Origin of the sequence: Pseudomonas sp. HD6422, from assembly GCF_025377065.1 — a bacterium.
GTDB lineage: Bacteria > Pseudomonadota > Gammaproteobacteria > Pseudomonadales > Pseudomonadaceae > Aquipseudomonas > Aquipseudomonas putida_U.
In genome coordinates, this window is sequence record NZ_JAHWIW010000054.1 from 1 (window position 1) to 13,520 (window position 13,520).

Consider the following 13,520-nt stretch of genomic DNA (forward strand, 5'->3'; position numbering starts at 1 on the left):
TGCCGGGGGGCCCCCCAACCGGGCGGCCCCCCCGGGGGGGGCCCCCCCCGCGAAGGGGGCGCCGCCGTTCTACAGACTTACTTCACTTCGACTGCCAGGCTCTGGGCAATCTTGCTCTGCCACAGGGCAGGGCCGGTGATGTGCACGGACTCGCCATTGCTGTCGACCGCGACGGTCACCGGCATGTCCTTGACCTCGAACTCGTAGATCGCTTCCATGCCCAGTTCGGCGAAGGCCAGGACCTTGGACTTGCGGATCGCCTGGGCTACCAGGTAGGCGGCGCCGCCAACGGCCATCAGGTAAACGGCCTTGTTGTCCTTGATCGCTTCGATGGCGGTCGGGCCACGCTCGGACTTGCCGATCATGCCCAGCAGACCGGTCTGCTCGAGGATCTGGCGGGTGAACTTGTCCATGCGGGTCGCGGTGGTCGGGCCGGCAGGGCCTACCACTTCGTCACCGACCGGGTCGACTGGGCCGACGTAGTAGATGAAGCGGCCCTTGAGGTCGACCGGCAGCTCTTCGCCACGGTTGAGCATCTCGACCATGCGCTTGTGCGCTGCGTCGCGGCCGGTAAGCATCTTGCCGTTGAGCAGGATGGTCTCACCCGGTTTCCAGCTGGCGACTTCTTCCGGGGTGATGTCGTCGAGGTTGACGCGGCGGGCGCTTGGGCCGGCTTCCCAGACGATTTCCGGGTAGGCGTCCAGCGACGGTGCTTCCAGTTCGGCCGGGCCGGAGCCGTCGAGCACGAAGTGGGCGTGACGGGTCGCGGCGCAGTTCGGGATCATGCACACCGGCAGCGAGGCGGCGTGGGTCGGGTAATCCATGATCTTGACGTCGAGCACGGTGGTCAGGCCGCCCAGGCCCTGGGCGCCGATGCCCAGCTGGTTGACCTTCTCGAACAGCTCCAGGCGGATTTCCTCGAGGCGGTTCTGCGGGCCACGGGCTTTCAGCTCATGGATGTCGATGGATTCCATCAACACTTCCTTGGCCATCACCGCAGCCTTCTCGGCGGTACCGCCGATGCCGATGCCGAGCATGCCAGGCGGGCACCAGCCAGCGCCCATGGTCGGGACGGTCTTCAGTACCCAGTCGACGATCGAGTCGGAAGGGTTGAGCATGGCCATCTTCGACTTGTTCTCCGAACCGCCGCCCTTGGCCGCGACGTCGACTTCGACCTTGTCGCCGGGGACGATGGAGTAGTGGATGACAGCTGGAGTGTTGTCCTTGGTGTTCTTGCGAGCACCGGCCGGGTCGGCCAGGATCGAAGCGCGCAGGACGTTCTCAGGCAGGTTGTAGGCGCGACGCACACCTTCGTTGATCATGTCGTCGACGCTCAGGGTGGCGCCGTCCCAGCGCACGTCCATGCCCACGCGGACGAACACGGTAACGATACCGGTGTCCTGGCAGATCGGGCGGTGGCCGGTGGCGCACATGCGCGAGTTGATCAGGATCTGGGCGATCGAGTCGCGTGCGGCGGGCGATTCTTCACGCAGGTAGGCTTCGTGCATCGCCTGGATGAAGTCGACGGGGTGGTAGTACGAGATGAATTGCAGGGCATCGGCGACGCTCTGAATCAGGTCGTCTTGCTTGATCACGGTCATGCAGCGCGCTCCTCTTAAAGACGGGAACATTCAAAAAGACGCTCGACGGTGCCGACCAGCGTGTCGAAACGCCTTGCAAGGCGCGCCGGCAGGCTGGCCGACGCAAAAGGGCGCGGCAGTATAGCGCGCCTCAACGAGCGAAACACCTGCGTGTGGTCAGGACCATGGTCGGCAATGCCCGGGCATCGTTCTTGCTGGGCATGTACGATGAACACCACCGTCGACCTGGAGATCTCCCGAAATGCCCGAACTCTGCGTGGGCGAGCGCCGCTGGACGGTGCCGACCGGCAGCAACCTGCTCGATGCCTTGAATGCGGCAGGTCTCAACGTCCCCTACAGCTGTCGTGCCGGCAGTTGTCATGCCTGCCTGGTGCATTGCCTCGCCGGGCAGCCGGCCGATGCACTGCCCGAGGCCCTGGCGCTGGACAAGCATGCACAGGGCTGGCGCCTGGCCTGCCAGTGCCGAGTGATCGAAGATCTGCGGGTGGCTGTGTTCGATCCACTGCAGGACGGTTTGCCGGCCCAGGTCTGCGCCGTCGACTGGTTTGGCACTGTGCTGCGCCTGCGCCTGCGACCAGAACGCGCGCTGCGCTACCAGGCTGGCCAGCACATGGTGCTGTGGTTGGGGGCGGTGGCGCGTCCATACTCCCTGGCCAGCCTGCCGGGTGACGATGACTTCCTGGAGTTTCATATCGATTGCCAGCGTCCAGGCGCTTTTTGCGACCAGTTGCGGGGCGTACAGCTCGGTAGCCAACTGCGTCTGGGCGAGTTGCGCGGGGGAGCGTTGCATTACGACCCGGACTGGCAGGAGCGGCCGCTCTGGTTGCTGGCAGCGGGGACCGGGCTGGCGCCGTTGTCGGGCATACTGCGCGAGGCCTTGCGCCAGGGGCATCGCGGCGAGATCAAGGTCCTGCATGTGGCGCACGAGCGCGCAGGGCATTACCTGGCCGAGTCGTTGCGAACGCTGGCCGGGGTGAATGTCGAGTGTGTGCTGGCCGAGCAGTTGGAAACTGCCCTGGCGGGATTGCGGCCGTCATCGCGGCAGACGATTGCGCTGCTGTGTGGATCGCCGGGGAGTGTCGAGCGGTTCGCCCGGCGGCTGTTCATTGCCGGGGTGCCGCGGGGGCAGGTATTCGCCGACGTGTTCCTCGAGCACGCCTGAGGCATCGTCGGCCCCATCGTCGGTAAGCCGGTTCCTACGGCTATCGTAGGAACCGGCCACCGACGATCGGCCCTGGAGGTCGATCAGCCGACCAGCGGATCACCGACGTGCAGGATCTTCATGCCATTGGTGCCACCGATGGTGTGGTAGCTGTCGCCCTTGGTCAGGATCACCCAGTCACCCTGTTCCACCAGACCGCGCTTGAGCAGCTCGTCCACGGCAGCCTGGCTGACCTTGTCGGCTGGCAGCGCAGCCGGGTCGAAGGCGATCGGATAGACGCCGCGGAACATCGAGGCGCGAGCCTGGGTGGCGCGGTGCGGCGAGAGCGCGAAGATCGGCACGTGCGAGCGCAGGCGCGACATGATCAGCGGGGTGTAGCCGCTCTCGGTGAGGGAGATGATCGCTTTAACGCCCGGGAAGTGGTTGGCGGTGTACATCGCTGCCAAGGCGATGCTTTCGTCGCAGCGCTCGAACGTGGTGTGCAGGCGGTGGCTGGACTTCTGGCTGGTCGGATGCTTCTCGGCACCCAGGCAGATGCGCGCCATGGCCTGGACGGCTTCGATGGGGTAGGCACCGGCGGCGCTTTCGGCCGACAGCATCACCGCATCGGTGTTATCCAGCACGGCGTTGGCCACGTCGGACACTTCGGCGCGAGTCGGCATTGGGTTCTGGATCATCGACTCCATCATCTGGGTCGCCACGATCACCGCCTTGTTGTTGCGGCGGGCGTGTTGGATGATCTTCTTCTGGATGGCGATCAGCTCGGCGTCGCCGATTTCCACGCCCAGGTCGCCACGGGCGACCATCACTGCGTCGGAGGCGGCGATCAACTGGTCGAGGGTTTCGTCGTCGGCCACGGCTTCGGCACGTTCGATCTTGGCCACCAGCCAAGCGCTACCGCCGGCTTCGTCGCGCAGCTTGCGGGCGTATTCCATGTCGCTGGCATCGCGCGGGAACGACACGGCCAGGTAGTCCAGATCCATTTCCGCGGCCAGCTTGATGTCGGCCTTGTCCTTTTCGGTCAGGGCCGGCGCGGTCAAACCGCCACCTTTGCGGTTGATGCCTTTGTGGTCAGACAGCGGGCCACCGATGATCACCACGCAGTGCAGGGCATCGGCGGTGGCGGTTTCGACGCGCATGACCACGCGGCCATCGTCGAGCAGCAGTTCGTCACCAACGCCGCAGTCCTTGACCAGGTCGGGGTAGTCGATGCCGACGATGTCCTGGTTGCCTTCGGTCAGCGGGTGCGCGGTGGAGAAGGTGAATTTGTCACCGACTTTCAGTTCGATGCGCTTGTTGCTGAATTTGGCGATGCGGATCTTCGGACCCTGCAGATCGCCCAACAGTGCGACATGGCGGCCGTTCTTGGCGGCGATGTCGCGGATCAGGCGCGCACGCGCCTTGTGCTCGTCCGGGGTGCCGTGGGAGAAGTTCAGGCGTGCCACGTCCAGGCCGGCGAGGATCAGCTGTTCGATCACTTCCGGTGAATTGCTGGCGGGGCCGAGGGTGGCGACGATTTTGGTACGGCGGATGGTCATGCACAGACTCCTATAGTGAAGCGCAGCGAAAGGCTACTCCTGAATCGCGCTGTAGTCATTGTTCCGTTGCACTACCTGCAAACGGCACAGGGTGGCGTTTGAACGGGGGCGGTATCCTTGCAAAACCCTGTGAAGATTTATAGGTAAAGGCCGATACCCTGGCATCAAAGGAGATTTCCCCATGCGAGCCCTGATTGTTTTCGCACTGGCGGTCAGCACCGTCGGCTGCACCCGTTGGTCCATGGACCACCACTTGAACAATGCCTACCGCGCCTATGACCGGGGCGACTGCCAGCGGGTGATGCTGGAGCTGTCGCAGGTCGACCGTACCAGTCGCGCACGGCCGTTCATTCACCCCGAGGTGTCTCTCCTGCGTGGCCAGTGCCTGGAGCGTCAGAAGCTGTACGTCGACGCGGCACAGACCTACGAGTACCTGATTCAGCAGTACCCGCGCAATGAGTATGCCTACCGTGCCCAGGCCCGCCTGCAGACCCTGGAAAAGCTCGGTCATTACCGCCGCGGTGAATCCGCAGTGGCCAGTCCGGTGACCACCACTCCTTGGCGTTAACACCAAGGTGTCTTTTATTTCACGGGAATTGCCGGGCAGCGTGGAGTAACCTGTAAGCCAGATGTAACGACAACCGCCAGTTCCTCGTATTCCTGGCATCGGATACGGACTGCACCTGCGAACATGTTCATCCAGCGCCATATCGAACGCCACCAGCTCCCCTGTGTGCTCAAGGTGTACAACCGCTTTACCGATCAGCCGATCGGCCAGTTGGGCAACGCCTCCGAGGATGGGTTGATGCTGATCAGTCAGTTGCCGGTTCTGGTCGGGCCGGACTACGAGCTGCAGCTGCGCCTGCCGCTGCCGGGCAGCGCCATGCAATTGGTCGATCTCACGGCCAGTTGCCTGTGGTGCCGTGAAGACCAGACGCCCGGCCACTACGATTCGGGATTCATGCTGCTGCAAGCACCCCGCGAGTACGAGGACTTCGTCCGCTCGCTGCGCGATTACTTCAGTTTCAAGCCGGCCAACGCCTCTGCCTGAAGATCCGTGGGTTAGAATCGGGGCGACCTCGATACAGGACGATCCCGTGAGCTCCAGCATCTTCTGGCACGACTATGAAACCACTGGTATCAACCCGCGTTGTGACCGCCCTCTGCAAGTGGCCGGTGTGCGCACCGACCTGGAACTGAACGAGATCGACGAACCGTTCAATCTCTACTGCCAGCCCTCCGACGACATTCTGCCGCATCCAATGGCTTGCCTGGTCACCGGGATCACCCCGGTGCAGTTGGCCAACCAGGGCCTATGCGAAGCCGAATTCATGACCCGCGTGCACGCCGAGCTGGCGCGTCCCGGCACCTGCGGCGCAGGCTACAACACCCTGCGCTTCGATGACGAAGTCACGCGCTACAGCCTCTACCGCAACTTTTTCGATCCCTATGCCCGGGAGTGGCAAGGCGGCAACAGTCGCTGGGACCTGATCGACGTGGTGCGCACCGCCTATGCGCTACGCCCTGACGGCATCGAGTGGCCACAGCAGGACGGACGCACCAGCCTGCGTCTGGAACTGCTCAGCAAGGCCAATGGCATCGAGCATGGCCATGCCCATGAGGCTCTTTCCGACGTGCGGGCCACCATTGCCCTGGCACGTTTGATTCGCCAGCGCCAACCCAAGTTGTACGACTGGTTGTTCCAGTTGCGCAGCAAGCACAAAGTCATGGAACAGGTGCGCTTGTTGCAGCCGCTGGTCCATATATCCGGGCGTTTTTCCGCGGCCCGTAGTTATCTAGGCGTGGTATTGCCGTTGGCGTGGCACCCGCGTAACCGCAATGCATTGATTGTCTGTGACCTCCAGCAGGAAACCCTACCGTTGATAAGGGAAAGTGCCGAAGTGCTACGCAAGCGTTTGTACACGCGCCACGAGGATTTACCTGACGGTGAATTACCGGTTCCGCTGAAGTTGGTGCAAATCAACCGTTGTCCTGTGCTGGCACCGCTTTCGGTATTGCGCCCCGTCGATCAAAAACGGCTGGGTGTGGATATGACCCTATTGCAAGCGCGGGCAGATCAACTGGCCAATCAGCAGGGGCAATGGCGTGACAAGCTGGAGCACATCTATGGCCCGGAAGAGTTTGCCCCCTGTGAAGATCCGGAACAGCAGTTGTATGACGGATTCCTCGGTGACCGTGATCGACGTTTGTGCGAGCAAGTTCGAACCCTGGAGCCCGCGCAGTTGAGCCATGGCCATTGGATGTTCGACGACCCGCGCCTACCGGAGTTACTGTTCCGTTATCGTGCCCGTAACTTCCCCGAGACCCTCAATGGCGAGGAGCGGCAGCGCTGGTTTGCATTCTGCCAGCAGCGTCTGTGCGACCCGCAGTTGGGAGCGCCGAATACGTTGGGGAATTTCGAGCAGGCCAGGCAGGCTGCGTGGGCCAGCGCCGACGAGGCGGGACGACGGGTATTGGATGCCTGGCAGGTACATGCCCAGACCCTGCGCGAGCAATATGCTATTACCGCTTGATTGTAAAAACGACAACGCCGGCAATGTGCCGGCGTTTTCAGGGTACCGCGATGAATTGTCGCGGTCTGCTATTAGTCCAGCAGGGTAGCCCAGCTTTCAACCACATCGCCACCCCATTTGGCTTTCCACTCTTTCAGGGTTTTGTGGTTGCCGCCTTTGGTTTCGATCACTTCACCGTTGTGCGGGTTTTTGTATTGCTTGACCTTGCGCGCGCGTTTGGTGCTGGCCGGTTTGCTGACGCCGCGTGCGTTTTTGCTCAGTTTCGATTCCGGGTCAAGCAGGGCAATCACATCGCGCAGCGACTTGGAGTATTCGCCCATCAGCGCACGCAGTTTGCCTTCGAACTCCAGTTCTTTTTTCAGCTTGTCATCCTGGGACAGGTTGGCCAGGCGGGCCTGAAGTTCTTTGATGGCTTCTTCGGTAGCGCGGTATTCGTTGATCAGGGACATGGAGTGGTCCTTAGTGCGAGTTCGGGAAATGTGAGGCCAATAATAGACAGGCAATACCCGCAAGTAAACATGTAAATAACCGCAACCCTGTTAATTACTAGGCAACAACATATTTCTCAGGTTAAGAAAAATTTACTTTGAGTCTGTCATCTGGTCATGTCTGGTAACAGTTGCTGTGACGTCACCGCAGGATGACAGGGCGTGCGTCGGACAGGCCCGCTCGGCGCAATGATTACTGCGTTTTTCACTGCAGGCCGCTAGAATGGGCGCCTTTGCGAAGTTCTGGAGTCTCATTCATGCGCACCTATCGTCTGGTGATCGCCTGCCCCGACCGTGTTGGCATCGTGGCGAAAGTCAGTAATTTCCTAGCCTTGTACAATGGCTGGATCAACGAAGCCAGCCACCACTCCGATGAGCAGAGTGGTTGGTTCTTCATGCGTCATGAAATCCGCGCCGAATCCCTGCCGTTCGGTATCGAAGCCTTCCGTGAAGCTTTCGCGCCGATCGCAGAAGAGTTCTCCATGACCTGGCGCATCACCGATTCGGCACAGAAGAAACGTGTGGTGCTGATGGCCAGCCGCGAATCGCACTGCCTGGCCGACCTGTTGCACCGCTGGCACACCGATGAACTGGATTGCGAGATCCCGTGTGTGGTGTCCAACCACAACGATCTGCGCAGCATGGTTGAGTGGCACGGCATTCCGTTCTTCCACGTGCCGGTCGACCCGAAAGACAAGGCGCCGGCTTTCGCGGAAGTGTCGCGTCTGGTCCAGGAGCACGCCGCCGACGTGGTGGTGCTGGCGCGCTACATGCAAATCCTGCCGCCGCAGTTGTGCCAGGACTATGCGGAAAAGGTCATCAACATCCACCACAGCTTCCTGCCTTCGTTCGTTGGCGCCAAGCCTTACCACCAAGCGGCGCTGCGTGGCGTGAAGCTGATCGGTGCGACCTGCCACTACGTGACCGAGGAGCTCGATGCGGGCCCGATCATCGAGCAGGATGTGGTGCGCGTGAATCATGCCGACAGCATCGAGGACATGGTGCGGTTCGGCCGTGATGTCGAGAAGATGGTGCTGGCCCGCGGCCTGCGTTATCACTTGGAAGATCGCGTGCTGGTGCACGGCAACAAGACCGTCGTGTTCGACTGATCAGCCGACCTGGCGCCGGCGGCGCTGCAGCAATGGACGCGCCACCAGGCAGACGAACACCGGCCCGCCGGCCAGCAGGTAGAAGTAAAAAGTGACCGCGCGCCAGATCAGTATGGCGGCAGCCGCTGTCGAGCTGCCGACCAGGGGCGCGAGCAGGCTCGCCGAGGTCAGCTCGGCGGCTCCCGCGCCGCCGGGGAGCAGGCTGAACTGGCCCGCGCTCAGTGACAGCATCTGCACCAGAAAGCTGGGAATCCAGGCAAGGTCCACCCCCAACCCTCGTACCACCAGGTACAGCACGCTGTAGCGCAGGCTCCAGTGCGCGCAGGTGAGCGCGAACACCAGTGCCAAGGTACGTTTGGGCAGCCGCCAGGTCTGCGCCAAGGCTCTGATGAAGCGCAGCAGCTTGCGTGCCCAGCGACGCCTGCGTTGCGGCGACATACCGAGCCCACGCAACAGCCGGCCGTTGAAGCGCATCATGCCGTGCCGATAGCGCAGCAAGGCGGCGATCGCTCCCAGTGCCGAACACATCAACAGCGCGCTGCCCAGCAGCATGTCCTGCTGGCTGCGCCCCAGGCTGTGGAACAAGGCGTAACCGGCAATCGCCAGCATGGCGCAGAAGAAAAACACCAAATCATTCAGCTGATCCATGGCGAACACGGCGCCACTGCGTGCGGGGCCGATACGGTCGCGGGCGAGCAGGGTCATCAGGGTCAGCGGCCCGCCGCTGCCACCGGGTGTCGTGCAAATGGCGAACTCGGTGGCCATCACCACGCCAAGGCTGCGCACCCGGCCCAGTTGGGCACCCTGTTGACCGAGCAAAAGACGCAGGCGTATGGCGTTGATGATCCAGCACAGCAAGATCATTCCCAGAAGGGTCAGCAGCAACCCGCTGTCGAAGGCCTTGAGCCGCGGCAGCAATTCGTTGCCGCCGAGCAAGGCCGGCACCAGTACCGCACACAGCAGCGCCAGTGCCAGCCAACCCAGGCGGTTCATGCGCGGGCCTGGCGCTGCAGCCAGGCGGCTTTGGTCAAGGGTTCACGGCCCTGGGCCAGCAGAACCTTGAGCGTGTCCAGCCAATATTGGCGCGAACTGCGGTGACGCATGTCCACCGGATGCAGTCCCAGACGCAAGGTATCGGCCTCGCGCCAGCGCTTGCGCTGCCACTCGCACACTGCCCTGGATAACCCGCGGCGCCAGGCACTGCGCGCGCTCCACACCAGGCCGGGCGCGTCGATGGCAGCGAACTCCGGCAGCCGGTAGAGGTGCTGCGGGGTGCTCGTGTAGCTTAGCGGCAGGCGGCGCAATGCCTGGCGGGTACCCTCGCTCATCAGCCAGGCCGGGGCGACGAACCCTTGTACCGGCCAGCCGTGTCGCGCGAACACTGCCAGGCCTGCTTCCAGGCGCTCCAAGGCCTGGGCCTGATCCAGGGCGAAAAACTCACCTTCGTGGGTGTACACCCGGCGCATGAAGAATTCAGCAGGGTTGCGGGCCGGTGGGCCGTCGTCGGCATGGTAGAAACCATGCAGGGCCAGTTCGTCGCCACGGGCCAGGCGCTGCTCGAGCAGTTGGCAGAAGGCGGGGGCACCGCCCAGCGGGTTACGGTGGTGGAAATCCGGTACCACCAACCAGGTCATCGGTACCGTGCCCAAGGCATCGACGGCTTCGACGAACGGCTGGTAGTCCGCCCAGGTCTCTGGCGCCACGTCATGCAACACCAGCATCAGGCTAGGCGCCGTGGAATCGGCCTCAACCATGGGCGCGTACCTGTGGCTGGTGGCCCAGCACCGCCTGGTAATGTTGCAGCAGGCCGCTGACTACGTTGTCCCACGAATAGTGCTGCTCGACATGACGGCGGGCTTGGAGCCCGAGCTTGCGCACGCCAGCCTCGAACGTCTCGCGTACGGCCTGGGCCATGGCCCGACCGTCGTTAGCCTGGCAGAGGCTGCCGCATTGCTCGTTGACCAGCTCGCCAAAGGCGCCGGCGCGCACCGCCACTACCGGCGTGGCGCTGGCCATGGCTTCGAGGATCACCAGGCCGAAGGTTTCCTGGTCGCCGGCATGCACCAGCAGATCGGCACTGGCCATCAACCGCGCTACTTCATCCGGCGGGCAGAAATGGTCGATGACGCTGACGTTGTCGGGCACGGCGGCCGGCATGTTCGAGCCCACCAGCAACAGGTGGTAAGGCTGGCCCAGGTGCCGTATGCAGTCGAGCAGTACCGGCAGGTTCTTTTCCCGCGAGCCACGGCCGGCATAGATCAGCAGGCGGCTGGTGTCGGGTATGCCGAGTTGGGCGCGCAGTTGTGGGTCACGGTGCGCGGGGTTGAAGGTGGCGAGGTCGACCCCCAGGCGTTGGACATGCACGTCGCGCACGCCCAGGCGGCGCAGCTTGTCAGCCATGACCTGACTGGGCGCCAGGACCCGGTCGAAATTGCCGTAGAGCTTGCTGACATAGGCCTCGACGTTCGGCGTGAACCAATTGCCCATGCGGTTGCTCACCAGCAGCGGCAAATCGGAGTGATAGAAGCCGATTACCGGCACATCCAGCTTACGGCGCGCCTCCAGCGCCGCCCAAGCGGTCAGGTACGGGTCGCCGACTTCGATCAGGTCGGGTTGCAACTGGCGCAAGACGTTGCACCAGGGCGCCAGGCGTACCGGAAAGCGGTAACCCTTGCCGAACGGCAGAGGAGGGGCGGGCACGGTGTAGACGCCGTCGTCATGACTGGCGTTGCGACCGGGGATTAACAGGCTATGGCGTACGCCCGGGATGGCGTCGAGGCGGTGATGTTTGGCATCAAGATAGGTACGTACGCCGCCGCTCGCCGGGGCGTAGAACATGGTGATGTCGGCGATGTGCACGATCAGCATCCCTCCAGGATCGTCTTCGGGTCTGTCATCCGGCTGTAACCCACCGGCGATGACGCACCTAGAAGTTGACCTACATGAAGGATAGTTTGTTCGATCGAGCTTGGGTGGGGCGGGAGGTACTTTGCGGGTAAACCTCTCATACAGAATCGAAACCCCAAGGGTCACGATTTCTGTAGGAGCGGGTTACCCGCGATAAAGGCGACGCGGTCTGTCGGTTAGATCCGGAAGCTCCCAACCAGCTGCTTCAGTCGCGTTGCCTGTTGCTCCAGGTCCGAACAGGCGCGCAATGTTGCCTGCAGGTTTTCGACGCCTTCCTGATTGAGCATGTTGATTTCGTTGATGTCCATGTTGATCGAGTCGACCACGGCGGTCTGTTCCTCGGTTGCAGTGGCCACCGATTGGTTCATGCCGTCGATCTCGCCGATACGAACGGTTACGCTGTCCAGGCGCTCACCGGCCTGGTTGGCGATTTCCATGCTGTCCTGGCTGTGGCGCTGGCTCTGGCCCATGGTCTCGACCGACTCGCGGGCACCGACCTGCAGTTCCTCGATCATGGTCTGTACCTGTTGCGCCGACTCCTGGGTGCGGTGCGCCAGATTGCGCACCTCATCGGCGACCACAGCGAAGCCACGGCCGGCTTCGCCTGCGCGTGCCGCCTCGATCGCGGCGTTGAGTGCCAGCAAGTTGGTCTGCTGGGAAATGCTGGTGATCACCTCGAGAATCTGGCCGATATTGACGGTCTTGCTGTTGAGGGTCTCGATGTGAGCGCTGGACGAGACGATCAGGTCAGACAGACGATTCATCGCCTGGATGTTGCGCTCCACCACCTGCTGTCCTTCCTCGGCCAGCAGCCGTGCGGAGCTGGCGTGCTGCGAGGCTTGCGCGGCGTTGCCGGCGATCTCCTGGGCAGCGGCGCCCAGTTCGTTGATGGCAGCGGCGACACTGTTGCTGCGGTTGGATTGTTCGTCGGAGTTGCTCATCGACGAGTTGGAGGCACTGATCACCCGCAAGGCCACTTCATTGACCTGCTCGGTGGCTGAGGACACTTCGCGGATCGAGTCGTGGATGCGTTCGACGAAGCGGTTGAAGGCTGCGCCGAGGATGCCGAACTCGTCGTGATTGTGGATGGCCAGGCGGCGGGTAAGATCGCCTTCGCCTTCGGCGATGTTCTCCATGGCGCGGGTCATGGTGTGCAGGGGTTGCATCAGCACACGGATCAACAGGCCGAGCAGGGCGATGATGATCACCACCGCCACCACGGTGGCGATCACCGCCGACGTGCGGAAAGTGCTGAGCATGGTGAAGGCTTTGTCCTTGTCCACTGACAGGCCGATATACCAATTGGCCGAGGGCAGACCTTTGATCGGCGTGAAACTCAACAGTCGCGCTTGACCATCGGCCTCGACTTCGGTCAGGTCGGCGGACAGTTTAGGCGAGTTGTGCGGGAACAAGTCCGACAGCGACTTCATTACCAGATTCTGGTCCGGGTGAACCAGAATCTTGCCCTGGTCATTGACCAGGAAGGCGTAGCCCATGCCGCCGAAGTTCAGCGAGTTGATGATCTGCACCAGGCCATCGAGAGCCAGATCGCCGCCCACCACGCCGACGCTGGACGACACTTTGTCGATGATGCCGATGACCATCTTGTTGGTGGTCATGTCGATGTAGGGTTCGGTGAGCATGACGCCGCTGGCGTTCATGCCATCCTTGTACCAGGGGCGGGTGCGTGGGTCGTAGCCGTCGGGCATCGTCGCATCGGGACGTACGCTGAAGCTGCCGTCGACTTTGCCCAGATACACGGTCAGGAAGCTCGAGGTCAGGGCGCTCTGGCCCATCAGTGTTTCAGCCGTTGCAGGTGACTGTGCAATGTTCTGTGCCAGGTTTTCCACCAGTTTGATTCGGCCATCGAACAGATTGCGAATGTTGGTGGAAGTCGATTCACCCATCTCGGAGAGATAGTTCTCCAGGTTGGCCCGAATTGCATTGCGTTGCAGATAGTCGTTGTACAGGGTGAAGAGGCTGAAGGCGAGTATGACGATCAGCGATGCTGCTAGAAGAATCTTGTGGCTGAATCGAAGGCTTCTTTTCATGGCGTAATCGGTTCCGCTAAGGTTTAAATCGGGTGTTCGCACGCAAGGGGCTGCAAAACAGTGCAACATCCCGCTAAGTCCTTTTAGGGTTGTTACTGTCTTTCACGCGAATCTCACCGTTGCTATCGGC

General features: G+C 62.2%; 12 protein-coding genes and 1 pseudogene. 5 read left to right on the forward strand and 8 right to left on the reverse strand.

Translation table 11 applies throughout. The annotated features are described in order from the left end of the window. Nucleotides 1–77: 77 nt before the first annotated feature. Complete coding sequence (locus KY379_RS25685; protein WP_012274004.1) at nucleotides 78–1,601, reverse strand: fumarate hydratase; 1,524 nt, start codon at nucleotides 1,599–1,601, stop codon at nucleotides 78–80. A 241-nt stretch (nucleotides 1,602–1,842) separates the two neighbouring features. Here KY379_RS25685 and KY379_RS25690 point away from each other — a divergent pair, with 241 nt between their 5' ends. Further along, on the forward strand, nucleotides 1,843–2,763 hold the full coding sequence (locus tag KY379_RS25690) for an iron-sulfur-binding ferredoxin reductase (RefSeq protein WP_133329959.1): 921 nt from the start codon (nucleotides 1,843–1,845) through the stop codon (nucleotides 2,761–2,763). A gap of 83 nt (nucleotides 2,764–2,846) precedes the next feature. Here KY379_RS25690 and pyk read toward each other — a convergent pair whose 3' ends face one another. Continuing rightward, nucleotides 2,847–4,301, reverse strand: coding sequence for a pyruvate kinase (gene pyk, locus KY379_RS25695; protein WP_133329961.1), 1,455 nt, complete (start codon nucleotides 4,299–4,301; stop codon nucleotides 2,847–2,849). Between the two features lie 181 nt (nucleotides 4,302–4,482). On the opposite strand from pyk, the gene KY379_RS25700 reads away from it, so the two are divergent. From KY379_RS25700 to sbcB, 3 genes are all read left to right on the forward strand, one after another. After that, nucleotides 4,483–4,869, forward strand: a complete 387-nt coding sequence (locus KY379_RS25700; RefSeq protein ID WP_261241465.1) for a tetratricopeptide repeat protein — start codon at nucleotides 4,483–4,485, stop codon at nucleotides 4,867–4,869. 123 nt (nucleotides 4,870–4,992) lie between these two features. Further along, entirely contained in the window at nucleotides 4,993–5,352 is a 360-nt protein-coding gene (locus KY379_RS25705) for a PilZ domain-containing protein (protein WP_133329965.1), read from the forward strand. Nucleotides 5,353–5,398: 46 nt separating this feature from the next. Next, entirely contained in the window at nucleotides 5,399–6,835 is a 1,437-nt protein-coding gene (sbcB, locus tag KY379_RS25710; protein ID WP_261241466.1) for an exodeoxyribonuclease I, read from the forward strand. A gap of 71 nt (nucleotides 6,836–6,906) precedes the next feature. On the opposite strand, the gene mvaT is transcribed toward sbcB, so the two are convergent. Further along, complete coding sequence (mvaT, locus tag KY379_RS25715; protein ID WP_133329969.1) at nucleotides 6,907–7,284, reverse strand: histone-like nucleoid-structuring protein MvaT; 378 nt, start codon at nucleotides 7,282–7,284, stop codon at nucleotides 6,907–6,909. A 296-nt stretch (nucleotides 7,285–7,580) separates the two neighbouring features. Here mvaT and purU point away from each other — a divergent pair, with 296 nt between their 5' ends. Further along, complete coding sequence (gene purU / locus KY379_RS25720; protein WP_133329971.1) at nucleotides 7,581–8,432, forward strand: formyltetrahydrofolate deformylase; 852 nt, start codon at nucleotides 7,581–7,583, stop codon at nucleotides 8,430–8,432. Here the strand turns inward: purU and KY379_RS25725 are convergent, their stop codons facing one another. The 5 genes and pseudogenes from KY379_RS25725 to KY379_RS27545 all read right to left on the reverse strand — a co-directional run. Continuing rightward, entirely contained in the window at nucleotides 8,433–9,425 is a 993-nt protein-coding gene (locus tag KY379_RS25725; RefSeq protein WP_133329973.1) for a lysylphosphatidylglycerol synthase transmembrane domain-containing protein, read from the reverse strand. Beyond that, nucleotides 9,422–10,186 (reverse strand): DUF2334 domain-containing protein, encoded by a 765-nt coding sequence (locus KY379_RS25730; RefSeq protein ID WP_133329975.1) that lies wholly within the window; start codon nucleotides 10,184–10,186, stop codon nucleotides 9,422–9,424. The genes KY379_RS25725 and KY379_RS25730 overlap by 4 nt, the downstream gene beginning before the upstream one ends. Then, nucleotides 10,179–11,300, reverse strand: coding sequence for a glycosyltransferase family 4 protein (locus KY379_RS25735; RefSeq protein WP_133329977.1), 1,122 nt, complete (start codon nucleotides 11,298–11,300; stop codon nucleotides 10,179–10,181). The genes KY379_RS25730 and KY379_RS25735 overlap by 8 nt, the downstream gene beginning before the upstream one ends. Before the next feature lie 215 nt (nucleotides 11,301–11,515). After that, nucleotides 11,516–12,280 (reverse strand): methyl-accepting chemotaxis protein, encoded by a 765-nt coding sequence (locus KY379_RS27540; protein WP_409977301.1) that lies wholly within the window; start codon nucleotides 12,278–12,280, stop codon nucleotides 11,516–11,518. 90 nt (nucleotides 12,281–12,370) lie between these two features. Next, nucleotides 12,371–13,459, reverse strand: a pseudogene (locus KY379_RS27545) (cache domain-containing protein); the annotation flags it as partial. Between the last annotated feature and the right edge of the window lie 61 nt (nucleotides 13,460–13,520).